Raw genomic sequence first — 24,402 nt, 5'->3', positions numbered from 1 at the left:
GCTTGTGGGGGTCAGCTCGCTGCGGCCTCCTGGAGCTGTGCGACCTGGCCGGCGTTCAGTTCCAGGTGCGTGCCGGTGAAGCGGGTGCGCATGCGGCGGTCGTGGGTGACGACCACCACCGCGCCTCGGTAACCGGCCAGCGCTCCTTCCAGTTCCTCGACCAAGGCCGGGGACAGATGGTTGGTGGGCTCGTCGAGCAGCAGCAGGTCCACGGGTTCACTGACCAGGCGAGCCAGTTCGATCCGGCGCCGTTGCCCGTAGGACAGTTCGCTCAGTTTCAGGCGCAGGTCGCAAGGACTGAACAGGCCGAGCGACAGCAGGTGGTCGGTGTGCTCGTCCAGGTCGCCTCCGCGACCGTACGCGAACGCCTGCGGGACCGTGAGGCGGGGCGGCCACGGAGTTTCCTCCTGCCTCAGATGCCCGACCCGGCCCCGCGTGCGCACCGTCCCCTCATCGGGCCGCAGCTCACCCGCCAGCACGCGCATCAGCGTCGTCTTGCCCGCCCCGTTGGGCCCGGTGATCAACAGCCGCTCCTCGCCGCCGACCCGCAGTGACGGCACGTGCAGCCGGTCCCCGACACGGACGTCGGTGAGCTCCGCCGCCGGCTGCGACGTCCGGCCGTCGGTTGTCGTCATGCGGGCGGCGAACACCAGAGGTTCGGGCGGCGGCGCGACCGGATGGTCCGTGAGCCGTTCGACACGCTCCTTCGCGTTGCGGATGCGGCCCATCGCGCCGTGGCCACGGCTGCGGCTGCGGAAGCCGCCGTGGCCGAACACGGCGAACGGCAGCTTGCGCGGGATCGCCTCCAGCCGTGCCACGTTCGTCGCGGCCAGCTTCTGGTTGCGGGCCAGCTCCGCGCACCAGTCCTCGTACTCCTGCAGACGGCGCCGCCGCTCGGCGGCCTTGGCGGCGAGGTAGCCGTCGTAGCCGTCGCCGTAACGCGTCACCTTGCCCTCGCCGACCTCCAGGATCGTGGTGGTGACCCGTTCCAGGAACACCCGGTCATGGGTGACCGCGAGCACGGTGCCGCGATGCGCCCGCAGGTGGGCCTCCAGCCAGCCCACCGCCTGGTCGTCCAGATCGTTGGTCGGCTCGTCCAGCAGTAACAGCTCGGGCTGGGACGCCAGGGTCGCGGCCAGCGCCAGCCGGGAGCGCTCACCGCCCGACAGGGTGCCCAGGGTTCGGTCCCGTGCCAGGCCGGGCAGCCCGAGCCCGTGCAGGGCGATGTCCACCCGGGCGTCGGCCTCGTAGCCGGCGCGTGCCTCGTACTGGGCGAGCAGCCGGGCGTAGGCGTCCAGCGCCGCGGTGAGCTCCGCTCCCGTCAGGCCCTTGAGCCCGGCTTCGGCGTGGCGCATCCGCGCTTCGAGATCGCGTAGGTCGGCGAGAGCCACATCCACCGCGTCCTGGACGCTCGCCTCGGGTGGAAGGGCGAGCGACTGGGCGAGATGGCCGACGCCGCCGGGCGTGATCACGGTCAGCTCGCCGTTGTCGGGCCGGTCCTGACCGGCGATCAGCCGCAGCAGGGTGGACTTCCCGGCTCCGTTGTCGCCGATGACGGCGGCCTTCTCGCCCGGCTTGATGCTGAAGGACACGTCGTCCAGCACGGTGTGGTCGTCGTAGCGGCGGGTGACGTTCTGAAGGGATAGCTGTGCGGTGAACATGGAAGAGTCCCCTGTTCTCGGCCGAGCCGATCGGCACGGGCGGATGGACGCATCCGCGCACGCCGGATCACTCCGCTGCACGCCGGACGGGCGGCATCACGGGAGGGGCGCAAGCACGGATGAGAACGCGCGACGGCGGAGCGGAGCTCGACGCGGTCGCGCGGGGACTGTCACAGAGAACCCATGCGCAGCACCGTAGGCCGGGAACCAGAGCGCCTGCAAGCCTTTTTCGTGCCGGCCGCCACGGCTCGCATGACCGTGCGTCAGTTCCGCGAGGTCAGGATGCTCAACGAGTTGGCGGCGACGATGGCACCGATGCCCGCCCACTCCGGCCCACCCAGCCCCTGACCCAGGCCGACCCAGCCGACCGCGGCCGCCAGCACCGGGTTGACGCTCATGAACAGGCCGAAGGCCCGGGGCGGGACGTGCCGCAGGGTGAACAGGTCCGCGAGGTAGGGCACGGCCGAGGCGAGCACACCGGCCGCGACCGCGCAGGCGACGGCGCCGACCGTGGGCGGATGCCGTACGGCGACGGTGATGCCGATCGGCAGGAACAGCACGGCGGAAAGGCCGGCCGCGGCGGCCGCGCCCTGGGCTCCGGGGATGCGTCGGCCGACCGTGCGGTTGAGCAGGATGTACGAGGCCCAGCAGCCGGCGGCCAGCAGGCCCAGGGCCATCCCGAGGTAGTCGGTCGAGGGCTGTGGGCGCATCAGGGTGATGACACCGGCCGCGGCGATCACCGCGCAGCACACGTCCGCTCGACGGCGCGACGTGGCCAGGGCGAGGGTGAGCGGGCCCAGGAACTCCAGGGTCACCGCCAGACCCAGGCCGACGCGCTCCATCGCGGAGTACAGCGAGAGGTTCATGGTGCCGAACACCAGGGCCAGCAGGACCACCGGCCACCACTGGCGCCATGTGAACGAACGCCAACTCGGCCTGCCGACGGCCAGCAGCACCAGGGCGGCGACGTACTGGCGTACGGCGACGACGCCGACGGCGCCGAGGACGGGGAAGGCGAGGGAACCGATCGCGGCACCGGTCTGGGTGGACAGACCGCTGCCGATCATCGTGGCCACGCCTGCGAGACGGCCGTCGGTCTGCTCGGAACTCTTCCGGACGAGCGGGGCTGCCGGGGCAGCCTGGGCCGACGCGGGTGCGGGTGCGGGTCGGGTGCGCATGAGCTGATCGTGCGGACGGCCGATCTTTGCGCAAAATGCGTCACCGTCGGCATCCATACGCTGCAGTCATGGATGCTTGACCCATGGATGTGGAGCTGAGGCAGTTGCGCTGTCTCGTCGCGATCGTCGACGAGGGCAGTTTCACCGACGCCGCCATCGCCCTCGGCGTCTCCCAGGCAGCCGTCTCCCGTTCGCTGGCCTCGCTCGAACGGGCCCTGGGAGTACGCCTGTTGAGGCGCACCTCCCGAGAGGTGAGCCCCACGGGGACCGGGCTGCGCGTCCTGGCGCATGCCCGGCGGGTCCTCGGCGAGGTGGACGACCTGGTCCGGGAGGCCGGCTCCGGGCACGACCGGCTGCGGATGGGCTACGCATGGGCGGCGCTCGGCCGGCACACCCCGGCCTTCCAGCGTCGCTGGGCCGCGGCGCACCCCGGGACCGATCTGCACCTCGTGCGCGTCAACTCGGCCACCGCCGGTCTCGCGGAGGGCGCCTGTGACCTGTCCGTCGTACGCCGATCGGTGGACGACCGGCGGTTCGACTCCGCGATCGTCGGCCTGGAGCGGCGGCTGTGCGCCGTGGCCGCCGACGATCCGCTGGCCCGGCGCCGCGCGGTCCGGCTGGCCGACCTCAGCGGCCGTACCCTCCTCGTCGATCGTCGCACCGGCACCACGACCACCGACCTGTGGCCGCCCGATGCGCGTCCGGCGACCGAGGAGACGCACGACGTCGACGACTGGCTCACGATGATCTCCACCGGCCGCTGCATCGGCGTGACCGCCGAGGCCACCGCCAACCAGTACCCGCGCCCCGGCATCGTCTACCGGCCGGTACGGGACGCCGAACCCATCGCCGTACGGCTGGCCTGGTGGCGCGACGACCCGCCGCCCGCCGCGCAGGCCGTGATCGAGCTGGTCACGGCGTTGTACCGGGGCGACTGACGCTCTCGACGGCCCTTTGGTGTGCGGCGACAGCACAGGGCGGGAAGGGCCCTATCCACTTCTCGCGGATCCTGATTACGCGGTGCGCGGCCGTCATCCGCTTCCCCGCGTCGTTCTGGGTCCTTCCCGTCACCTCCAGCACACCATGCGCGCGGCGAATGCGCCAGAGCCGCTCACGGGTACTCGAGGAGCCGGGGTCCCGGGGGTGACAAGGCGCGCCCGGCGGGTACCCATGAGCGGATCCCGCCGGGCGCGGGAGGGCCGGCGAGTGGAGGTGAGCAGGCCGTGCGGTTCGCGTTCCGTGGTGCCGACCCACGCGGGCATCCCCTGGATGCCGTACCCGCGTGGCGCTGCCGCGCCCTCTGCTCGATCAGCGACCTGCCGGGACAGGTGTGACCGATGCATCGGCCCTCCACCCCGGACAGCTCCCGCGACATGCTCGCCCCGGTCCTGCGGGACGTACGCGCCGTCGTCTTCGACACCGACGGAGTGATCACCGACTCGGCCAAGGTGCACGCCGCCGCCTGGAAGGCGGCCTTCGACGGCTTCCTGCGCGCCCACCCGCCCGAGGACTCCGACCGGCGGCGCCCCTTCGACGAGCAGGACGACTATCTGCGGCACGTCGACGGCAAGTCCCGCCTCGACGGAGCCGAGGCCTTCCTGACCGCACGCGGCATCGAGGCATCGGCGAAGACGGTGCGGGCGGTCGCCGCGGACAAGGAGCGTCTCTTCACGGAGCGGCTGCGCGAGCACGGCGTGGAGGCCTTCCCGGGGACCGTACGGCTGGTGAAGGCGCTGCGTGCGGCGGGAGTGCCCCGGGCCGCGGCCTCCGCGTCCCGGCACGCCGGCGAGTTGCTGAGCCGGGCAGAGGTGCTCGACCTGTTCGACGCCCTCGTGGACGGTGACGAGGCGGCCCGGCTGGGCCTCGCGGGCAAGCCGGCGCCCGACCTCTTCCTGGAGGCGGTCCGCCGGCTCGGCGCCCCCGCCGACCGGGCCGCCGTCGTCGAGGACGCCCTCGCCGGGGTGGAAGCGGGCCGGCGCGGTGGATTCGCCTTGGTGGTCGGCGTGGACCGGGCCGCCGGCGCGGACACCCGGGCACGGCTGCTGCGGCACGGCGCCGACATCGTCGTACACGACCTCGGAGAACTCTGCGCGGGAGGAGCGCCGTGGTGACGGACGACCGGAGCTCTCAGGCCGAGGCAGCGGGCTGGAGCTGGGAGTACGAGGGCTACAAGCCTGCCGACGAACGCCTACGGGAGTCGCTGTGCACGCTCGGCAACGGCTACTTCGCCACCCGAGGCGCGCTTCCCGAGTGCGCCGCCGACGAGATCCACTATCCGGGGACGTATGTGGCCGGCATCTACAACCGGCTCACCTCCCGTGTTGCGGGCCGCCGTGTGGGCAACGAGGACATGGTCAACGTCCCCAACTGGCTGCCCCTGCGCTTCCGGCTCCCCGACGGGCACTGGATCGTCCCCGACACCGCGACCGTGCTCGACCACCGCCAACTGCTGCACCTGTCCACCGGGATGTTGGAGCGCCGGACGCGGTACGGCCTGGGCGGGGAGCGGGTGTTGACCGTGCGTCAGCAGCGGCTGGTGCATATGGCCGACCCCCATCTGGCCGCGCTGCGCACCGAGTTCACGGCCGAGGGATTCTCCGGCCCCCTCGAGGTGGAAGCTGCCCTGGACGGCTCGGTCACCAACTCCGGTGTGCCGCGCTACCGGGACCTCGACGGCCGTCACCTGACCCACATCCATACCGGCACCGCCGCCCCGGACACGGTCTGGCTGCGCTGCCGTACCCGCACCTCCGACATCCGGATCGGCATCGCGGCCCGGCTGGCCTCCGACGCCGATGCGCCCGTCACGATCCGTCACGAACGGCCGTACGCCATCCACCGGTTGACGCTCGACATGGTCCCCGGCCACACCGTCACCGTCGACAAGACAGTCGCCCTGCACACCTCCCACGACCCCGCCATCAGCGACCCGCTGCACGCCGCCGTCGACCGGGTGGCACGCGCCCCCGGCTTCGACTCCCTGGCCCAGTCGCACCGCACCGCCTGGAACCAGCTGTGGCGCCGGGCCGAACTCGACGTCCCCGGCGAGTCGGGACGCATCCTGCGACTGCACCTCTTCCACGTCCTGCAGACCCTCTCCCCGCACACCGCCGACCTCGACGTCGGCGTGCCCGCACGGGGACTGCACGGCGAGGCCTACCGCGGCCATGTCTTCTGGGACGAGCTGTTCGTCCTGCCCTTCCTCAACCTGCACTTCCCCGAGGTCTCCCGCGCCCTGCTCCGCTACCGCCACCGGCGCCTCGAACAGGCCTGCACCAGCGCCCAGGGAGCCGGGCACCGGGGTGCGATGTACCCCTGGCAGAGCGGCAGCGACGGGCGTGAGGAGACCCAGCAGCTGCATCTCAACCCGCGCTCGGGACGCTGGCTGCCCGACCACTCGCGGCTCCAGCACCATGTCGGCTCGGCGATCGCGTACAACGTGTGGCAGTACTGCGAGGCGAGCGGCGACATGGAGTTCCTGCACACCAAGGGCGCCGAGATGCTGTTGCAGATCGCCCGCTTCTGGGCGGCCAAGGCGGTCTACGACGACAGCCTGGGCCGCCACCGGATCAAGGGCGTCGTCGGCCCCGACGAGTACCACGAGTCCTACCCGGGGGCCGATCGGCCCGGCCTCGACGACAACGCGTACACGAACGTCACCGCCGCCTGGGTGCTCACCCGCACCATGGAACTGCTGGACATGCTGCCCGAGCCCCGCCGTCGCGAACTCCTCGAACGCACCGGCCTGGACGCCGGCGAGCTCGACCGGTGGGAGGACGTCTCACGCACCCTCCACGTCCCCTTCCACGACGACGTCATCAGCCAGTTCGCGGGCTACGGCGACCTCGCCGAGCTCGACTGGAACGGCTACCGCGGCAAGTACGGCGACATCCGGCGGCTGGACCGGATCCTGGAGGCGGAGGGCGACACCGTCAACCGCTACAAGGCCTCCAAACAGGCCGACGTCCTGATGCTCGGCTACCTCTACGCACCGGCCGAACTGCAGGGCCTGTTCCACCGGTTGGGGGTGCCGCTGGACGAGGACACCTGGCGGCGCACCGTCGACTACTACATGCACCGCACCAGCCACGGCTCCACCCTCAGCGGCCTGGTCCACGGCTGGGTGCTGGCCCGGTGCCGGCGCAGCGAGGCGTGGAAATTCTGCCAGGAGGCCCTCCAGGGCGACATCGCCGACGTCCAGGGCGGCACCACCGGCGAGGGCATCCACCTCGGCGCGATGGCCGGCACCCTCGACCTCGTCCAGCGCGGGCTGACCGGCCTGGAGACCCGGGGCGGCGCCCTGTGGTTCGACCCCGTGCCGCTGCCCGAGCTGTCCTCGTACGGCTTCGCCCTGCGCTACCAGGGCAACTGGGGCGTACGCCTGCACCTGGAACGCGGACTGCTGGAGATCGCCGTCCCGTCCCACGACGTCTCACCGATCCACGTACGGCTGCCGGGCCGCGAGGTGTCCCTGCAGCCGGGGGAGACGGGACGGCTCGTCCTTCCGGACTGACCCGGCCCTGTGCGGGACGCGGCCGACGGAGGGAGGCTGGGTGACAGCGGATCCTGCGCGAACACCCGCGGTTCCTGCACGGAAAGGGGAGCGCGATGAACGGCCCGGTTGTCGTAGGGGTGGACGGTTCGCCGTCGAGCATGGCGGCCGTGGAGGTCGCGGCCCGCGAGGCCGGGCTGCGCGGCGTGGGGCTGCGGCTGGTGCATGCCTTCGGCTGGCCGGCCGCGCACATACCGCACGGCGGGCGCCCCTGGGAGCCGAGCGGCGCCGGTCTGCGCGAGCTGATCGACGGCACGCTCAGCAAGGCCGAGCGGCGCGCTCACGAGGCGGCGCCGGGCGTCGAGATCTTGCGCGAAGTCGTCGTCGGCGAACCGGTGACGGTGCTGGAGATCGAGTCGCGCACCGCGTCCCTGGTCGTGGTCGGCAGCCGGGGCCACAGCCGGTTCGGCGCCCTGCTGCTCGGCTCCACCGCAGGTCATCTGGCCGCCCACGCCGGCTGCCCGGTGCTGGTGGTGCGTGGCAGGCCGAACCCCGAGGGGCCCGTCCTCCTCGCCGTCGACGGCTCGCCCGCGGCCCGGGGAGCCGTCGAGTTCGCCTTCGCCCTGGCATCCCTGCACGGCACGGACCTGGTGGCGCTGCACGCCTGGAGCACCCGCACCGAGCGCGCCTACGAGGCTCCCGCCGACCCGCCCTTCGTGACGTACGACGAGGAGCGACTGCGCGACGAGGAGGAGCGCGTGCTCGCCGAGGCGCTGGGCGGGCTGCGTGAGACGTACCCCGACGTGGCGGTGGACCGCAGGCTGGTGCGCGGCCGGATCCGCCACACGCTCATCGAGGCCAGTGCCGAGGCCGGGCTCGTCGTGGTCGGGGCACGCGGACGGGGCGGGTTCGCCGGGCTGCTCCTGGGCTCGGTCAGCCAGGCCGTGCTCCAGCACGCGCACTGCCCGGTCGCCGTCGTGCGGTCCGGTGCGGGGTGACGGGGGGAGCGGCCTGGCGGTGCGGGCTCAGAGGTTTGCCGCGTGGTCCGGGACGTAGTTCTGCAGATCGCGCGGCGGCCGTCGGTAGCCGGTCGACTCCGGTCGCTTGGGCAGGTCGGGGACCGGCGGGGACACGTCCTGGTACGGCAGGGAGCCCAGCAGGTGGGCGATCATGTTCAGCCGGGCCCGGCGCTTGTCGTCGCTCTCGACGACGTACCAGGGCGCCTCGGTGATGTCGGTGTGCACCATCATCTCGTCCTTGGCCCGGGAGTAGTCCTCCCAGCGGGTGATCGACTCCATGTCCATCGGGGACAGCTTCCAGCGCCGCAGCGGATCTTCCAGCCGGCGCCGGAAACGCTCCTGCTGCTCCTCGTCGCTCACCGAGAACCAGTACTTGCGCAGCAGGATCCCGTCCTCCACCAGCATCCGCTCGAAGAGGGGGCACTGGTGCAGGAAGCGCTGGTACTCCTCCTTGCTGCAGAAACCCATGACGTGCTCGACACCGGCCCGGTTGTACCAGCTGCGGTCGAACAGCACGATCTCCCCGGCGGCCGGCAGATGCTCGATGTACCGCTGGAAGTACCACTGCGTGCGCTCGCGCTCGGTCGGCTTGGGCAGGGCCGCGATCCTCGCCACCCGTGGGTTGAGATGCTCCGTGACCCGCTTGATGGTGCCGCCCTTGCCCGCCGCGTCCCGCCCCTCGAAGACGACGATCAGTCGGGCGCCCTCCGTACGCACCCACTCCTGCAGTTTCACCAACTCCATCTGCAGGCGCAGCAGTTCCTTCTCGTACGTCTTGCGCGGCAGCTTCTCCGCCTTGTTGCCGGCCATGCCGCCTCCCGCCGCCTGCCCGAACATCAGAACAGCACCGTACTGACCGACGACGGGCCGCGCACCCCGGACGCGGACCTGCGGCCTTCGTGTAGGCGGGCGGGCGACGGGCAGGATGGGCTCATGGACGGTGTCGATCCGCATATCCATGTCGAGCAGAGCGTGACCCGGTACGACGCCCGCGTGCGCAATCTACTGGCGGGCACGTTCGGGCTGGTCGGCGATCTGCCGGAGACGGTCGGGACCGGCTGTGGGGTGCGGGTGCCGTACGCGATGACGTCGTCGCGGCCGGAGAGCGTCACCTGCCTGGCCTGCCGTGAGCACGCCCGCGCCCAGCACCTGCGCCTCGCCGAGCAGGTGGCACGCCTGGGCACCATGCCGGGATCCACCGTCACCGGCGCCCAGGTCGACGGGGCGGTGCAGCACCATCGCGACCTGGCACGGAGGTTCGCCGAAGGGAGCGGCGACAACGACTGAGGCGCACGGGTGAATGCCCCGCCACACAGGACTGACCGCACCGCCGCCCGGGTACCCAGCGGCCCATGGCGGTGGACAGCAGGACCGAGCCGGTGCGCGCGATGCCGCCCCGGCCGCGCGGGAGACTCGGCCGGGCGTTGCTGCGGTGGGCGACGACGACCGACCACAAGGTGATCGGCAACCTCTACATGACGACCGCCTTCGGCTTCTTCCTCCTCGGCGGCGTCCTCGCGCTGCTGATGCGGGCCGAACTCGCCCGCCCCGGGCTCCAGTTGTTCAGCAACGACCAGTACAACCAGCTGTTCACCGTGCACGGCACGGTCATGATGCTGCTCTTCGCGACCCCGCTGTTCGCCGGGTTCGCCAACGCGATCATGCCGCTGCAGATCGGCTCCCCGGACGTGGCGTTCCCGCGGCTGAACGCCCTGTCGTACTGGCTGTACCTGTTCGGCGGCCTGATGGTCGTCGCGGGCTTCGTCGTACCCGGGGGAGCGGCCAGCTTCGGCTGGTTCGCCTACGCGCCCCTCAACAGCGCGGTGCGCAGCCCCGGCTCGGGCGGTGACCTGTGGACCATGGGCCTGGTCGTGACCGGTGTGTCCACCACGCTCGGCGCGGTCAACTTCATCACCACGATCCTGTGCCTGCGCGCCCCCGGCATGACCATGTTCCGGATGCCGCTGTTCACCTGGAACGTGCTGTTCACCTCGATCCTCGTCCTGCCCGCGTTCCCCGTCCTCACAGCCGCCCTGTTCGCCCTGGAGGCGGACCGCAAGTTCGGGGCGCACATCTACGACGCGGCGAACGGCGGCGCGCTGCTGTGGCAGCACCTGTTCTGGTTCTTCGGCCACCCCGAGGTGTACATCGTCGCGCTGCCGTTCTTCGGGATCATCTCCGAGATCATCCCGGTGTTCAGCCGCAAGCCGCTCTTCGGCTACGTCGGCCTCATCGGCGCCACCATCGCCATCACCATGTTGTCCGCGGTGGTGTGGGCCCACCACATGTTCGCCACCGGGGCCGTTCTGCTGCCGTTCTTCTCCCTGATGTCCTTCCTCATCGCGGTACCGACCGGAGTGAAGTTCTTCAACTGGATCGGCACGATGCGCGGCGGCTCCCTGTCCTTCGAGACACCCATGCTGTGGGCCTGCGGCTTCCTGGTGACGTTCCTGCTGGGCGGCATGAGCGGCGTCATCATCGCCTCCCCGCCCCTGGACTTCCACCTCACCGACTCGTACTTCATCGTCGCCCATCTGCACTACGTGCTGTTCGGCACGGTGGTCTTCGCGATGTTCGGCGGCTTCTACTTCTGGTGGCCGAAGTTCACCGGCAAGATGCTCGACGAACGCCTCGGCAGGATCCACTTCTGGACCCTCTTCGTCGGCTTCCAGACCACGTTCCTGGTCCAGCACTGGCTCGGCGAACAGGGCATGCCGCGCCGCTACGCCGACTACCTGACCGCGGACGGCTTCACGCTGCTCAACACGATCAGCTCCATCGGCGCGTTCCTGCTCGGCCTGTCCACGCTGCCGTTCCTCTACAACGTCTGGCGCACCGCCCACTATGGAACGCCGGTGGCCCGCAACGACCCCTGGGGATACGGCCGCTCCCTCGAATGGGCCACGTCCTGCCCGCCCCCGCGGCACAACTTCACGGCGCTGCCCCGGATCCGCACCGAGTCCCCGGCGTTCGACCTGCACCATCCCGCCATCGCCCGCCTCGACCAAAGGCAGCAGCAGTGAAGACCGAAGCCCGTCTGTTCATCGGCGTGGCGGGGTTCTTCCTCGTCACCGCGGTCGGCTACGGCTGGCGTTCCAGGGAACCCGCCGGCACCGCCGTCCTGACCATCGCCTTCCTGATGGCCGCCCTCGTCGCGTTCTTCCTGCACATGCAGTACCGCAGACGGGGCCTGAGGGCACAGGACCGCCCGGACGCCGAAGTCGCCGACACCGCCGGCCCGCTCCACTTCTTCGCGCCGCACAGCCCCTGGCCCATCACGACCGCCCTGGGCTCCATCCTGGCGGCGCTCGGCGTCGTCTACGGCCTATGGCTGTTCCTGCTGGGCCTCGGCGTGCTCGGGCACGGGGTGTTCGGCATGGTGTTCCAGTACGTGGGCCGGGGCGCTCAGCGCTCCAGCTCGTCCGCCGACGATGCCCGCTCTTCCTCGACGCGGTAGCCATAGCTGCGCAGCACATACCGCTGCTCCTCGTCGAGCGGCTCGTGGCTCTCCTCGTAACCGCCCGCGATGGTCTGCCGCACCTCGCCGGTCTCCTCACCCTTCGTCAGCCGCTCCTGGTCCGCCTCCTGCAGCGCCACACAGACACGCTTGGTGACCATGAACGCGAGCAGCGGCAGCAGCACGAAGGCGATCCGGAACACCCAGGTCAGTGCGTTCACGGAGATCTCGAAGGCGTGCGCGATGATGTCGTTGCCGCCGGCCGCCAGCAGGACGGCGTAGCAGCTGAGCGCCGCGACACCCAGGCCCGTGCGCACGGGCTTGTCGCGGGGCCGGTCGCACAGATGGTGCTCCTCGCGGTCACCGGTCGCCCATCGCTCGACGAACGGGTACGCGTACAGCACGGCGAACAGGACGCCCGGCAGCACCACGGCGGGCAACAGCACGTTCCACATCACCGTGTGCCCGGCCACCACCGTCTCCCAGGGTGGCACCAGCCGCAGCGAGCCCTCCAGGAAGCCGACGTACCAGTCCGGCTGCGATCCCGTCGACACGATGTCCGCGCGATAGGGGCCGTACGCCCAGATCGGGTTGATCTGCGCGATGCCCGAGAGCAGCGTCAGCAGCCCGAAGACCATCAGGGACAGGCCGCCCGAAGCCGCCGTGAACTGCGGGAACATGGGCTTGCCGACCGCGTTGCGGTTGGTGCGGCCACGGCCCGACCAGTGCGTGTGCTTGAGGTAGAAGACCAGGATCAGGTGCACGGTGATGAGCGCGAGCAGCAGTCCGGGGAGCAGCAGGATGTGCAGCGCGTAGAGCCGCGGGATGAGTTCCTCTCCCGGGAACTCGCCGCCGAACGCGAACATGCTCACATACGTCCCCACCACCGGGATCGACAGCATGATGCCCTGGGCGATCCGCAGGCCCGTCCCCGACAACAGGTCGTCCGGCAGCGAGTAGCCGGCGAAGCCCTCGGCCAAGGCCAGCATGAACAGCGTGACGCCGATCAGCCAGTTGACCTCGCGGGGCCGACGGAACGCGCCGGTGAAGAAGATTCGCAGCAGATGCAGCCCGATCGCGGAGAGGAACACCAGGGCCGCCCAGTGGTGCAGCTGACGGAGCAGCAGACCGCCGCGCACGTCGAAGCTGATGTCCAGCGTCGACTCGTACGCGGACGACATGCGCGTCCCGTCGAGCGGCACGAACGAGCCGTGGTAGACGACCTCCGTCATCGACGGGTGGAAGAACAGCGTCAGCCAGACGCCGGTCAGCAGCAGGACGACGAAGCTGTAGAGGGCGATCTCACCCAGCAGGAAGGACCAGTGGTCGGGAAAGGCCTTGCGCAGCAGACCGCCGCCCTCGGAGAGCGGCAGTCGTGCGTCGACGTAGTCAGCGGTGCGCTGAGCGGCATGACGGGCCCGCGCGTCGGCACGGGCCCTGCTCCTCCTCCACAGCACGGATCACCAGTGCCCCCGGCACCGCACCCGGAAACGGACAGTCACGCACGATCACTCTTTGGTTTGCCCCGCTGGTCGGGCGTACCGTGCGGCGGCGGGCCGAAGGGCTGGGCGGAGGTGGCGGGGGACACCGGGGAGCCGGCGTGGCGCGCGCTCTGCTCCGGACGCAGGGCGCCCGGATCGCCAGATGTCGGCTCGGCGCCGGCCTGGAGTTGCTCCAGCCGGGCGGCCAGCAGCTCGGTCACCGGCAGGCGGTCGGCGTGCGACCGTTCGTAGGCCACCAACTCCTCCACCTCCTCGGCGGTCAGCGACCGCACACGGCTCTTCAGTCCGCCGATCGGCAGGTGATCGTAGTCGGGCAGCGGCAGGGTGTCGCGTGCGTGGTCGGCCATGGTTCTCACTTCCCTGTGTACGACGGCGTACGGCGGCGTGCGACGACCTCGGACCAGGGCCGGACGACGCAGGACGGCGTCGACTCGCGGCCCGATCCGGCGACGGGCGTCAGGTTCGGCCCGGGCCCCCGCCGCCGAACGACCCGCTGCTGCCCTCGCTCCAGCGGCGCCGTGCCTTCGAGGTACTGGTGCGGGAGGGAACGTTGCCGTGGGCGGGCAGTTCGTGCGGGGTCAGCCGGTGCTCGCTTCTGGGCACCTCGTCGGGCTCCCGGTGCTCCCGGACCTCGTGCACCGGGCCCTCCTCGGGCAGCCTGGGCTGATCCTCGGGGCGTGGCGGCGGCGGTTCCCGGCGCCTGATGCGGGCGCCCAGCACGAAGGCGCCGATGAGCAGCGCCACGACGACCAGACCGGCGACCACCAGTCCGATGCCGAGCGCACCTTCCGCGGCGATGTCCGTCCTTGCGATGTCCATGCGGCCGCGAGTACCCCCGGCACCCCGCGTGAACCCGATCACCGGCGTGCTCAGCGGATTGCTCAGCGGCGTCCTCAGGGACGCGCTCAGGGGTGTGCTCGTCCGATCGCGCCGCCCGCGGAACCGGCCGGAACCCTTGCCGGCACAGGGTTTGGGCTCACTCGCTCCGGCTACCCGACCGGTGTGACACAGACAACGTCCCAGCAGCAGCTCGTCCAGTTCCTGGAGGACCGTTTCGCCGCCGCGCAGGCCTGCACCGAGTGCGCTCGAGCCTGCGCCCTGCGCGCGAGCCTGGTGGATCCGGACGGGACTGAGGATCAGGAGCTTCTGCGCCGCAAGGGCATCCTGTGCGCCGAGGTGTGCGACGCGACATGCCGTGTGCTCTCCGAGGAGTGCCACGCGGACGAGGGCGCCGAGGCCGCCCTGCGCGTCCAGCTGGAGTGGACCCGCACGGTGTGCCTGGAGTGCGCGCACCTCTTCGACCGGTACCCGGGCGCGGAGGACACCGCGAAGGCGTGCCGGGAGTGCGCCCAGGCCTGCACGGACTTCATGGCCACGCTCGACTGAGCGGAACACGCCCGGTCCGCGCCGCCGCCCCCGCACCGGATCAGGCCGCTCCTCGCCATTCCCAATTTCTGGAACACGTTCTACGGTGTGCGCCGTCAGGACCGGCCTTGGGGAGCCTGGAGGCGCCGTGCATCTCGAATACACGCCCGAGCAGCAGCGGCTGCGCAGCGAACTGCGCGACTACTTCGCCGAGTTGGTGCCGGATCTCGCGCACAGCCTCCCGCCCGGCCCGATAGGCGGGGGAGGTGCCCCCGCCGCCGACCCGGCGGCCCAGAAGCGCCGCTACCGCAAGATCATCCGGCGGCTCGGCACGGACGGCTGGCTCGGCGTGGGCTGGCCCAAGCAGTACGGCGGGCGCGGCCTGACCGCGATGGAACAGTTCATCTTCTTCGACGAGGCGGCCCAGGCGGGCGTACCGCTGCCCCTGATGGCCCTGAACACCGTCGGCCCGACGATCATGCGGTACGGCACGGACGAGCAGAAGGCGTACTTCCTGCCGAAGATCCTCTCCGGCGAGATCGACTTCGCGATCGGCTACAGCGAGCCCGACGCGGGCACGGACCTGGCCTCGCTCAGGACGCGCGCGGTACGGGAGGGCGACGAGTACATCGTCAACGGCCAGAAGATCTGGACGACCAACGGCGACACGGCCGACTGGGTCTGGCTGGCCGTCCGCACCGACCCGGCCGCCCCGCCGCACAAGGGCATCACCATGCTCCTCGTCCCGACCACCGAGCCCGGCTACTCCTGCACCCTCATCAACACCCTCGCCTCGCACGACACCACGGCCAGCTACTACGAGAACATCCGCGTCCCCGTCTCCCGTCGCGTCGGCGAGGAGAACCAGGGCTGGCGCCTGATCACCAACCAGCTCAACCACGAGCGCGTCACCCTCGCCGCCCACGGCACCATGGCCATCCGCGCCCTGCACGACGTCCAGCGCTGGGCGATGGAGACCAAGCTCGCCGACGGCCGCCGGGTGATCGACCTCCCCTGGGTACGCCGCCGCCTCGCCCAGACCCACACCAAGCTCGACGCCCTCAAGCTCCTCAACTGGCAGATGGTCAGCGCCGTCCAGGAGGGCACACTCACCCCGCAGGACGCCTCCGCCGTGAAGGTCTACGGCTCCGAGGCGCGCCGTGACGCGTACGCCTGGCTGATGGAGATCGTCGCCGCACCAGGGGCGCTGAAGGAGGGCTCGGCGGGGGCGGTACTCCACGGTGAGCTGGAGCGCGGCTACCGCTCGGCCGTCATCTTCACCTTCGGCGGCGGCAACAACGAGATCCAGCGGGAGATCATCTCGTGGATCGGTCTGGGGATGCCGAGGGTGCGGCGTTAGCCTGCGGGAGTGGACGCCATACGCACCGGTGACCCCGGTCTGTTCGGCCCGAGCTCCGTGACCTGGCAGATGCACGGCGACCCCGTCATGTGGGTCGCCGGAGTCCGCGCGCTCTACCTCCAGGCCCTGCACCCGCGTGCCGTGCGCGGCGTCATGCAGAACTCGGACTTCCGGCGCGATGCCTGGGGCCGCCTGCTGCGCACCGCGAACTTCGTCGGCACCATCACCTACGGCACCACCGAGGCCGCCGAGAAGGCCGGCGCCCGGGTGCGGAAGATCCACAGCATGCTGAGCGCGACCGACCCCGGCACGGGGGAGCGGTACGGCGTCGACGAACCCGAACTGCTGTTGTGGGTGCACTGCGCCGAGATCGACTCGTATCTGCAGGTCGCCCGGCGCTCCGGGTTCCACCTCACCGACGCGCAGGCCGACCGCTACCTCGCCGAACAGCGGGTCAGCGCCCGCCTGGTGGGCCTCGAACCCGCGGCCGTACCGGCGAACCAGCAGGAGATGGCGGCGTACTTCGAGAAGATGCGGCCCGACCTCGCGTGCGGACCCGAGGCACGCGCCGTGGACGACTTCCTGCTCCGCCCGCCGACGCATCCCCTTCTCGTCCCGGCGCGCGAGGTGCTGTGGCGGCGCGTGGCGCAGTTGGCGTACGCCGCCCTGCCGCCGTACGCCCACGAGCTGTACGGCAGACCGGCCCCGAAACCCGCCGCCGTCACCCGTCAGTTGCGTGCCACGGGCACCCTGCTGCGCTGCATTCCCGCACGTCTGCGCTGGCAACTCCCGCCGAAACACATCCTGCGCGCCATGGCACGGCTCGGTCCCGACACGCGCCCGGCACCGTACAAACTCGGACGATAGCTCGCCATACTGGACGAGCCGGGGGAGGGTGGGGCGGACCGTGACGGGGGGCGATCGCGGGAGATGGGGGACAGCAGGCTGATCCAGGGCCGGTACCGGCTGCTCGATCTGATCGGGCGCGGCGGTATGGGCGAGGTGTGGCGTGCGCGCGACGAGTCGCTGGGCCGTCATGTCGCGGTGAAGTGCCTCAAGCCGCTCGGACCGCACCACGACCAGTCGTTCACCCGTGTACTGCGGGAGCGGTTTCGGCGTGAGGCCCGGGTGGCCGCGGCGCTTCAGCACCGCGGGGTGACCGTCGTCCATGACTTCGGCGAGTCCGACGGCATCCTGTTCCTGGTCATGGAGTTGCTTCAGGGCCGCAACCTCAGCCAGCTCCTGGAGGACAACAAGCACCACCCGCTGCCCGTCCCGGACGTCGTCGAGATCGCCGACCAGGTCGCCGCCGCCCTCGCCTACACCCACCGACAGGGCATCGTGCACCGCGACCTGAAGCCCGCCAACATCATGCGGCTCGCCGATGGCACGGTGAAGATCTGCGACTTCGGCATAGCGCGTCTCGGCCACGACATCGGCTTCACCTCCCGGCTGACCGGCACCGGCATCGCGATGGGCACCCCGCACTACATGTCGCCGGAACAGATCAGCGGGGGCGAGGTGGACCAGCGCAGCGACCTGTACTCGCTGGGGTGCGTGCTGTACGAAATCGCCACCGGGGTACCGCCGTTCGACCTCGACGACCCCTGGGCCATCCTCGTCGGCCACCGCGACACCCCGCCCCGGCCGCCACGCAGCCACCGCGCCGAGCTGCCCGAGTACTTCGAGAAGGTCATCCTGGACCTGCTCGCCAAACGCCCCGAGGAACGCCCGCACGACGGCCGAGAGTTGGGGCGTCGGATCGGCCTTGGCCGTACGACACCGACGTACGTGCCGACGGTGGTGACCCCGCAGCCGGACCTCAGGCCCCCGGCGCCCGCGGCCCGCGAACCCCGCCTGCCGTCCTGGACCCGAGGCATGACCACCGGCCACAAGGCCACCGGCGCCGGACTGCGCACCACACCTCCCGACGCCGGGGCCGGCCTCACCGGCGAGTGGGTTCCGCGCACGACCACCGGCCGCATCGAGGAGACCGCCGTACCGTCCGAGCCCGCCGCCCCTTCCGCGGCGACGCTCACCGCGCTGGCCGGACGCCACAACGCCGGGCTCAGCCTGGGCCGGCTCGGCCGCTGGACCGAGGCGGGCGAGGTGCACCGGGCCGTCGCCGCCGAGCGCGAGCACCTCCTCGGGCCCGACCACCCCGACACGCTCGCCAGCCGCTTCGAGGTCGCCTTCACCCTCAGCCGCACCGGCCGCGCGGCCGACGCCCTGCGCGAGTACAAGCACGTCGCCCGCGCCCGCAGCCTCGCCCTCGGCCCGGACCACCCCGACACGCTGGCCGCCCGGCAGGAAATGGCGTACGTGCTCGGCCAGTTGGGCCGCCACTTCGACGCGCACCAGGTCTACACATCCGTGCTGACGGCACGGGAGAGCACCATGGGCGCCGAGCACCCCGACACCCTGCGCTGCCGCCACAACCTCGCCTTCAACCTCAGCAGGCTGGGGCGCCTGGAGGATTCGTACCGCATGGCCGACGAGGTCGCCGCGGCCCGTGCCCGCATCCTCGGCCCGCATCACCCCGACACCCTGGTCACCCGCTACGAAGTCGCTTACGCGCTGGGCCAGTTGGGCCGCTGGACGGAGGCCCTGCAGACCTATCGCGAGGTCGCCGAGGCGCGCGGGCAGGCCCTCGGCCCGGACCACCCCGACACCCTCGCCGCCCGCTACGAGGTCGGCATCAGCCTCGGCCGCCTCGGCCGCAGCGCGGAGGCACTCCAGCTCTACCGCGAGTTGATCGACGACCGCACCCGAGTCCACGGCCCCGCCCACCCCGAGACCCTCCGGGCCCGCCACGGCCTCGGCGTCAACCTCGGCCGACTCGGCCGCTGGGAGGAGGCCCTCGCCGAATCCCGCGACGTGTGCGCGATCCGCGAGCGGGTGCTGGGCTCCGACCACCCGGACACCTTGGTCAGCCGACGCGAGGTCGCCGTGAGCCTCGGCTGGCTGGGCCGCTGGCCCGACGCGCTCACCGAGTACCGCACGGTGGCCACCGCCCGCGAACGCGTCCTCGGCGCCGACCACCCCGACACCCTCGCCAGCCGCAACGACGAGGCCCACTGCCTTCAGCAGCTCGGGCGCGGCGCGGAGGCGGTCGAGCTGTACCGGAGGGTGGCGGTGCTGCGGCAGCAGCGCGGATCCGGCGGCCCGTGAGCTCGGCGGCGTCCCCTGGCCGGTGACTCCTGCGAGGCCGACCTATGGCCGACCTAGATCATCACGTGTTACGAAGAACCATGCCTGCACACGAGGGACACCCGGGACACCGTACGTACGACGCAGTCATCGTCGGCGGAGGCCACAACGGCCTGATCGCCGCCGCCTACCTGGCCCGGGCCGGACGGTCCGTGCTGGTGCTGGAGCGACTGGACACCACCGGGGGCGCCGCCGTGTCCACCCGGCCGTTCGCCGGCGTCGACGCACGGCTGTCGCGCTACTCGTACCTGGTCAGCCTGCTGCCGAAGAAGATCGTCCGGGACCTCGGCCTGGACTTCCGCGTCCGCACGCGCAACGTCTCCTCGTACACGCCCGTGGAACGGGACGGGCAGCCGACCGGACTGCTGGTCGGGGGCGGCGAGCGGCGCACCAGGGAGGCGTTCGCCCGGCTGACCGGCGGCGAGCGCGAGTACGCGGCATGGCAGCGGTTCTACGGCCTCACCGGCGAGGTCGCCAAGCGGGTGTTCCCGACGCTCACCGAACCCCTGCCGAGCCGCGAGGAGCTGCGCCGACGCGTCGACGACGAGGAGGCCTGGCGGATCCTCTTCGAGGAACCGATCGGTGTCGCGATCGAGCACCGCTTCACGGACGACCTGGTGCGGGGCGTGGTCCTGACGGACGCCCTGATCGGCACCTTCGCCGACGCCCATGACACCTCCCTGAAGCAGAACCGCTGCTTCCTCTACCACGTGATCGGCGGCGGAACCGGCGCCTGGGACGTCCCCGTCGGCGGCATGGGCGCCCTCACCGACGCCCTGGCCACGGCGGCTCGCGCGGCGGGCGCGGTCGTCGTCACCGGGCACGAGGCGGTACGGATCGACACGGACGGCCGTACGGCGGAGATCACATATCGGACGGCGGACGGTGAGGGCGTCGCCACCGCCCGGCACGTCCTGGTGAACGCCGCCCCACAGGAACTGGCCGCGCTCACCGGCGACACACCCCCGGCCCCCGCCGAGGGCGCACAGCTCAAGGTGAACATGCTGCTCAAGCGCCTGCCCCGGCTGCGCGACAGCTCCGTCGACCCCCGCGAGGCTTTCGCCGGCACCTTCCACATCGCCGAGAGCTACGGCCAACTGGCCACCGCCCACGCCCAGGCCGCCGCCGGCGAACTCCCCGCCGCGCCGCCGTCCGAGATCTACTGCCACTCACTGACCGACCCCACGATCCTCGGACCCGACCTCGTAGAACAGGGCTACCAGACCCTCACCCTCTTCGGCCTGCACACGCCGGCCCGGCTCTTCGAGCGCGACAACGAAGCCGTACGCGAGGAACTGCTGAAGTCGACCCTCGCCCAACTGGACGCCCACCTCGCCGAGCCGCTCGCCGACTGTCTGGCCACGGATGCGGACGGACGCCCCTGCATCGAGGCCAAGACCCCACTGGACCTGGAACGCGACCTGCGCCTGCCAGGCGGCAACATCTTCCACCGCGACCTGGCCTGGCCGTACGCCCAGGAAGGCACCGGACGCTGGGGCGTGGAGACGCGGCACGCGAACGTGCTGCTGTGCGGGGCGGGCGCGGTGCGTGGGGGCGGGGTGAGCGGCGTGCCGGGGCACAATGCGGCGATGGCGGTGCTGGAGGCCGCCAACGGCTGAAGTCCGAACCGGACTCGGGCGCGTAGTCGCGTGCGCCAGAGCCTTGGACGCTCGCGCGGCGGCCTGACCACCAAGCTGCACCTGGCCGTCGAGCAGGGCCAGAAGCCGATGTCGATCGTCATCACGGCCGGACAGCGCGCCTGCCACTCGCGCACGTCGGTGCAGCCCTGAGGTCGGCGTCGGGCCAGTGATCTTAGCTCCGGACCAGGGCCGGCCATCACTCACCACCATGATCCACTTCCGATACACGCCCCAGCAGACCGAGTTCGCCCCTCCCGCTGACCTGTCGGCTCCCGCAGTGTGATGATCGAACCCGTGATCAGCAAGGGGACTGGACCAGCCGGACGCAGTACGTGGATCGTGATAGCGGCTGCAGCGCTCCCGCTGTACCTGACGATGATCGCCGCCTCAGCCGGCGCCCTGGTCGACACCGCACTGCTCGGCAACCACGCCACCGCAACCCTCGCGGCCTTCGCCGTCGCCATGGCCGTCTTCAGCCCCGCTACTGCCACGGTGGCAGGCGCGCTGCGCGGTGTGATGCCGTTCGTCACGCCGAGCAAGGAGGATCCCGACCGTCTCCTGCCCGTGGTGCGCAGCGGAACGTGGCTCGCGATCACCGTCGGCGCCATCGCTGCGGCGGCGGTCGCGTCCGTTCCTCTGATCGGCCGAGCGGCCGAGGTTCCCCGCACCACCCTCGACCAGCTGGGAATGTTCCCCCTCCTGCTGGCCGGCAGCGTACTCGCCATCGCGGTCAGCTCGTCAGCAACATCCGTCCTGGTGGCACTCGGCCACTCAAAGTCGGTGATGCGGGCCGGACTGCTCGGGACCGCCGCATCCACCATGCTGTCCGTCCTCCTCGTGGGTGCTCCCGGCCCGCTGCCGAGTTACGGCCTGACCGGGGCAGGCATCGCCATGCTCGCCTCCAGCGTGGTCAGCGCCTGTGTCAACCAGGTGGCCATCAGCCGCTCTACCGTGCTCAGCGGCCACTCTTTGTATCCGGGCCGGCCTGATGTGAAGCAGGTCTGGGCATTGGGCACCGTGGGGATTCCGCTGGCCGGCACGGTACTCGTCAAGTTCGCGGTCCTGGGCGTATTGACCTTCGCGGCCGCCAGGATGGGGACGGACAGCGCCGCGGTTCACAGCGTCGGCATCTCCCTGGTCAACCTCATCTTCACAGCTGCGGTGGCGGTCGGCCAGGCCACCGTCCCACTGATCTCCGACTACGCAACGAAGCACGACAGCGCGCGCATTCGGCGCAGCGTTCGGGCGGGCACGTGGCTGGCACTGGCCGTTGTGGGGTCCATCGCGGCAACGGTGATCGCCCTCAGTTCGTGGGTCGTTCCGCTGTTCACCCAGGACGTCGATGTGCGGCCCCAGATCACGGACCTTCTGCCCCTGGTGCTGGTCGTGGTCGTCACCGACGCGCTGCAGGCAGTCGTCGGCTTCGGCCTCATCGGTCTCAAGCGCACCGTGCCGAGTTTCGTGTCGACCTTCATCTGCTACGGAGGCCTGGCCGCCGTCGCCGCTCCGGTAGCCACAACCGGAGGGCTTACCGCTCTATGGACGGCTCTCGCCCTTGCCAACCTCCTCCAGGCAGTCAGCAAGGCCTACTCCTTTCACCGACACAGCACTGACTGAGGGGCTGAGAATTCAGTCGGCGGAGGCTGCCCAGCCCGTCGCCTCGATCCGCGCCGCGTCCGCAGGGCGGGCTTCGTCGAAGAGGACGGTGGCCGGCGTTTCGACGCGCAGTCCGTCGACGTACGCGCCACGGCCCACGTACAGGCGGTCGGTCGTGTACCGCCAGCGGATCACCAGCTGCCGGTGCGCCGGGAGCTGGGCCGTGAGCCGGTGCCAGACGCGGCCCGACCAGCCGTTCACCGTGCCGGTCGGGTGATCCTGGGGTCGCTCGCCGTGGCGGGTTGTCGTGAAGGGGAGCTGCTGCCAGGTGGTGCCCCCGTCGGTCGTCGACTCCAGGGTGAGGGCGTCCGACTGGGGTTCGGTGTCCCACCACAGAGCGCAGCGCAGCCGTACGTCGCCGCAGGTCGTGTCGAGCGCGGGGAGCGCGAGGGTCGCGGTCGTGGCACTCGCCATTCCCGAGAACCACGCGGTACGACCGTGCCGTGGGCGTACCGGTACGGCCCGCGCCATGTGGTCGGCGGCGGCGACCCGGGGCGCGGAACCGGAGCGCCAACTGCGCACGGGGTGGACCGAGTTGCCCAGTACGACGAGGAAGGAGTCGGTCGTCGGGTCGAGAACCAGCGAGGTGCCGGTGAAGCCGGTGTGCCCCGCGGTGCGCGGGGTGGCCATCGCGCCCATGTACCAGTGCTGGTAGAGCTCGAAGCCGAGGCCGTGCTCGTCGCCCGCGAATGCGGTGTTGAAGTCCGTGAACATCAACTCCACCGACTCCGGCTCCAGGATGCGGGAGCGGCCGTAGGCGCCGCCGTTGAGCAGCGTCCGGCCGAGGACCGCGAGGTCCCAGGCGTTCGAGAACACGCCCGCGTGGCCCGCGACCCCGCCGAGGCTGAAGGCGTTCTCGTCGTGCACCTCGCCCCATACGAGCCCACGGTCCAGGCCGGACCAGGGGCGCCGGGCGTCCTCGGTGGCCGCGATCTTCGGCTTCCAGGCGGCGGGAGGGTTGTAGCGGGTGTAGCGCATGCCGAGCGGGGCGGTGATCTCGTCGCGGAGGAGGATGTCGAGCTCACGGCCGGTGATCTTCTCCAGGACGAGCTGGAGGGAGATCAGATTCAGGTCCGAGTAGAGGTACTTGGTGCCCGGCGCGTTCAGCGGCGCCTCGTTCCAGATGAGTTGGAGCTTCTCCTCGTACGTCGGCGCGTTGTACAGCGGGATCCAGGCGCGGAACCCCGAGGTATGGGTGAGGAGTTGGCGGATCGTGATGTCCTGCTTGCCAGCGCTGCCGAAGTCCGGGAGGTAGGAGGCGACCGTCGCCTCCAGCCCGAGCGCACCCCGTTCGATCTGCTGCACGGCGAGGATCGAGGTGAACAGCTTGGACACCGAGGCCAGATCGAAGACGGTGTCCTCGGCCATGGGGATCTGCTGGTCGGGCGGGAACTCGACGCCGGTGTCGGTCTTCTCGTCGTACGCCTGGTAGCGCAACGCCATCCCGATGGGCTGGTGCAGGGCTACGGTGCCGCCGCGCCCGGCGAGCAGGACGGCGCCCGCGTACCAGGGGTGCTTGGGGGAGGGGTCGAGGAACGTCTCGGCGTCGGTGACGAGTCGGTGGAGGTGGGCGGGGAGGAGCCCGGCGCGTTCGGGGGAGCCGTGGCGCAAGGTGCTGCGGCCGGACGAGGAGGCGGCTATCGCCGGTCCGACGGGGAAGGGGGTGATGGCCAGGGCGCCGCCCAGGACCAGGGCTGTTCGCCCCAGTTGACGCCGGGTCAGTCTGCTTCTGTCGTCCGTCATCGAGGTTCCTCCCGCCGCTCCGGCTGAAAGTATCTTTCCGGGATCACCTTGCGTGGTGAAACTTTCGTGTCAGGTGTGGGTCGTGTCAACGGGGCGGTCTACCCAAGAGACCTGGACGG

At 71.0% G+C, this 24,402-nt stretch carries 21 protein-coding genes; 14 read left to right on the top strand and 7 right to left on the bottom strand.

Annotated features, from left to right (window positions below; translation table 11 throughout):
- Positions 1–11 precede the first annotated feature (11 nt).
- Together EHO50_RS11105 and EHO50_RS11100 are read right to left on the bottom strand one after the other, a co-directional pair.
- Positions 12–1,661, bottom strand: coding sequence for a TlrC/CarA/OleB/SrmB family ABC-F type ribosomal protection protein (locus EHO50_RS11105; protein WP_128429719.1), 1,650 nt, complete (start codon positions 1,659–1,661; stop codon positions 12–14).
- Positions 1,662–1,924: 263 nt separating this feature from the next.
- Complete coding sequence (locus tag EHO50_RS11100) at positions 1,925–2,839, bottom strand: EamA family transporter (protein WP_246101109.1); 915 nt, start codon at positions 2,837–2,839, stop codon at positions 1,925–1,927.
- A gap of 83 nt (positions 2,840–2,922) precedes the next feature.
- Between EHO50_RS11100 and EHO50_RS11095 the strand changes: the two genes are divergently transcribed.
- From EHO50_RS11095 to EHO50_RS11075, 4 genes are all read left to right on the top strand, one after another.
- Positions 2,923–3,777, top strand: coding sequence for a LysR family transcriptional regulator (locus EHO50_RS11095; RefSeq protein WP_128429718.1), 855 nt, complete (start codon positions 2,923–2,925; stop codon positions 3,775–3,777).
- A gap of 399 nt (positions 3,778–4,176) precedes the next feature.
- Positions 4,177–4,950: an HAD family hydrolase gene (locus tag EHO50_RS11085; RefSeq protein ID WP_128429717.1), complete on the top strand. Its 774-nt coding sequence runs from the start codon at positions 4,177–4,179 to the stop codon at positions 4,948–4,950.
- A complete protein-coding gene (locus EHO50_RS11080; protein ID WP_128429716.1) occupies positions 4,947–7,352 on the top strand; it encodes a glycoside hydrolase family 65 protein in 2,406 nt (801 codons plus the stop codon). The genes EHO50_RS11085 and EHO50_RS11080 overlap by 4 nt, the downstream gene beginning before the upstream one ends.
- Positions 7,353–7,447: 95 nt before the next feature.
- Positions 7,448–8,329, top strand: a complete 882-nt coding sequence (locus EHO50_RS11075; RefSeq protein ID WP_128429715.1) for a universal stress protein — start codon at positions 7,448–7,450, stop codon at positions 8,327–8,329.
- A gap of 27 nt (positions 8,330–8,356) precedes the next feature.
- Here the strand turns inward: EHO50_RS11075 and ppk2 are convergent, their stop codons facing one another.
- Entirely contained in the window at positions 8,357–9,160 is an 804-nt protein-coding gene (ppk2, locus tag EHO50_RS11070) for a polyphosphate kinase 2 (protein WP_128429714.1), read from the bottom strand.
- Between the two features lie 123 nt (positions 9,161–9,283).
- Between ppk2 and EHO50_RS11065 the strand changes: the two genes are divergently transcribed.
- From EHO50_RS11065 to ctaF, 3 genes are all read left to right on the top strand, one after another.
- Positions 9,284–9,637 carry a hypothetical protein gene (locus tag EHO50_RS11065; protein WP_128429713.1) on the top strand — a complete coding sequence of 118 codons (354 nt, stop codon included), beginning with the start codon at positions 9,284–9,286 and terminating at the stop codon, positions 9,635–9,637.
- 65 nt (positions 9,638–9,702) lie between these two features.
- Positions 9,703–11,373 carry an aa3-type cytochrome oxidase subunit I gene (gene ctaD / locus EHO50_RS11060; protein ID WP_128429712.1) on the top strand — a complete coding sequence of 557 codons (1,671 nt, stop codon included), beginning with the start codon at positions 9,703–9,705 and terminating at the stop codon, positions 11,371–11,373.
- Entirely contained in the window at positions 11,370–11,807 is a 438-nt protein-coding gene (gene ctaF / locus EHO50_RS11055; protein WP_128429711.1) for an aa3-type cytochrome oxidase subunit IV, read from the top strand. Before ctaD ends, ctaF begins: the two co-directional genes overlap by 4 nt.
- Here the strand turns inward: ctaF and qcrB are convergent.
- The 3 genes from qcrB to EHO50_RS11040 all read right to left on the bottom strand — a co-directional run bounded on the left by qcrB (position 11,756) and on the right by EHO50_RS11040 (position 14,128).
- Positions 11,756–13,264 (bottom strand): cytochrome bc1 complex cytochrome b subunit, encoded by a 1,509-nt coding sequence (gene qcrB / locus EHO50_RS11050; protein ID WP_128429710.1) that lies wholly within the window; start codon positions 13,262–13,264, stop codon positions 11,756–11,758. The two genes, ctaF and qcrB, sit on opposite strands and share 52 nt — an antisense overlap.
- Positions 13,265–13,305: 41 nt before the next feature.
- Entirely contained in the window at positions 13,306–13,656 is a 351-nt protein-coding gene (locus EHO50_RS11045) for a DUF8129 domain-containing protein (protein ID WP_128429709.1), read from the bottom strand.
- 109 nt (positions 13,657–13,765) lie between these two features.
- Positions 13,766–14,128: a DUF6479 family protein gene (locus tag EHO50_RS11040; RefSeq protein ID WP_128429708.1), complete on the bottom strand. Its 363-nt coding sequence runs from the start codon at positions 14,126–14,128 to the stop codon at positions 13,766–13,768.
- A 183-nt stretch (positions 14,129–14,311) separates the two neighbouring features.
- Here EHO50_RS11040 and EHO50_RS11035 point away from each other — a divergent pair, with 183 nt between their 5' ends.
- From EHO50_RS11035 to EHO50_RS11005, 7 genes are all read left to right on the top strand, one after another.
- Entirely contained in the window at positions 14,312–14,695 is a 384-nt protein-coding gene (locus tag EHO50_RS11035; RefSeq protein ID WP_128429707.1) for a four-helix bundle copper-binding protein, read from the top strand.
- Between the two features lie 127 nt (positions 14,696–14,822).
- Positions 14,823–16,034 (top strand): acyl-CoA dehydrogenase family protein, encoded by a 1,212-nt coding sequence (locus EHO50_RS11030; RefSeq protein WP_128429706.1) that lies wholly within the window; start codon positions 14,823–14,825, stop codon positions 16,032–16,034.
- Between the two features lie 69 nt (positions 16,035–16,103).
- Complete coding sequence (locus tag EHO50_RS11025) at positions 16,104–16,901, top strand: oxygenase MpaB family protein (protein ID WP_181449624.1); 798 nt, start codon at positions 16,104–16,106, stop codon at positions 16,899–16,901.
- A 63-nt stretch (positions 16,902–16,964) separates the two neighbouring features.
- Positions 16,965–19,205, top strand: coding sequence for a serine/threonine-protein kinase (locus EHO50_RS46005; RefSeq protein ID WP_128429704.1), 2,241 nt, complete (start codon positions 16,965–16,967; stop codon positions 19,203–19,205).
- An 80-nt stretch (positions 19,206–19,285) separates the two neighbouring features.
- The gene (locus tag EHO50_RS11015; RefSeq protein WP_128429703.1) at positions 19,286–20,863 is read left to right on the top strand and encodes a phytoene desaturase family protein; all 1,578 of its coding nucleotides are present in this window, start codon (positions 19,286–19,288) and stop codon (positions 20,861–20,863) included.
- A gap of 30 nt (positions 20,864–20,893) precedes the next feature.
- Positions 20,894–21,034 carry a hypothetical protein gene (locus EHO50_RS11010; RefSeq protein ID WP_246101108.1) on the top strand — a complete coding sequence of 47 codons (141 nt, stop codon included), beginning with the start codon at positions 20,894–20,896 and terminating at the stop codon, positions 21,032–21,034.
- A gap of 189 nt (positions 21,035–21,223) precedes the next feature.
- Positions 21,224–22,501, top strand: coding sequence for an MATE family efflux transporter (locus tag EHO50_RS11005; RefSeq protein ID WP_246101107.1), 1,278 nt, complete (start codon positions 21,224–21,226; stop codon positions 22,499–22,501).
- A 12-nt stretch (positions 22,502–22,513) separates the two neighbouring features.
- Here the strand turns inward: EHO50_RS11005 and EHO50_RS11000 are convergent, their stop codons facing one another.
- The gene (locus EHO50_RS11000) at positions 22,514–24,283 is read right to left on the bottom strand and encodes a serine hydrolase domain-containing protein (RefSeq protein WP_128429702.1); all 1,770 of its coding nucleotides are present in this window, start codon (positions 24,281–24,283) and stop codon (positions 22,514–22,516) included.
- Positions 24,284–24,402 lie beyond the last annotated feature (119 nt).

The organism is Streptomyces cyaneus, from assembly GCF_004028635.1.
Classification (GTDB): Bacteria; Actinomycetota; Actinomycetes; order Streptomycetales; family Streptomycetaceae; genus Streptomyces; species Streptomyces cyaneus.
Note: the sequence above shows the minus strand (reverse complement) of the source record. Positions and strands in the feature narration are given on the sequence as shown.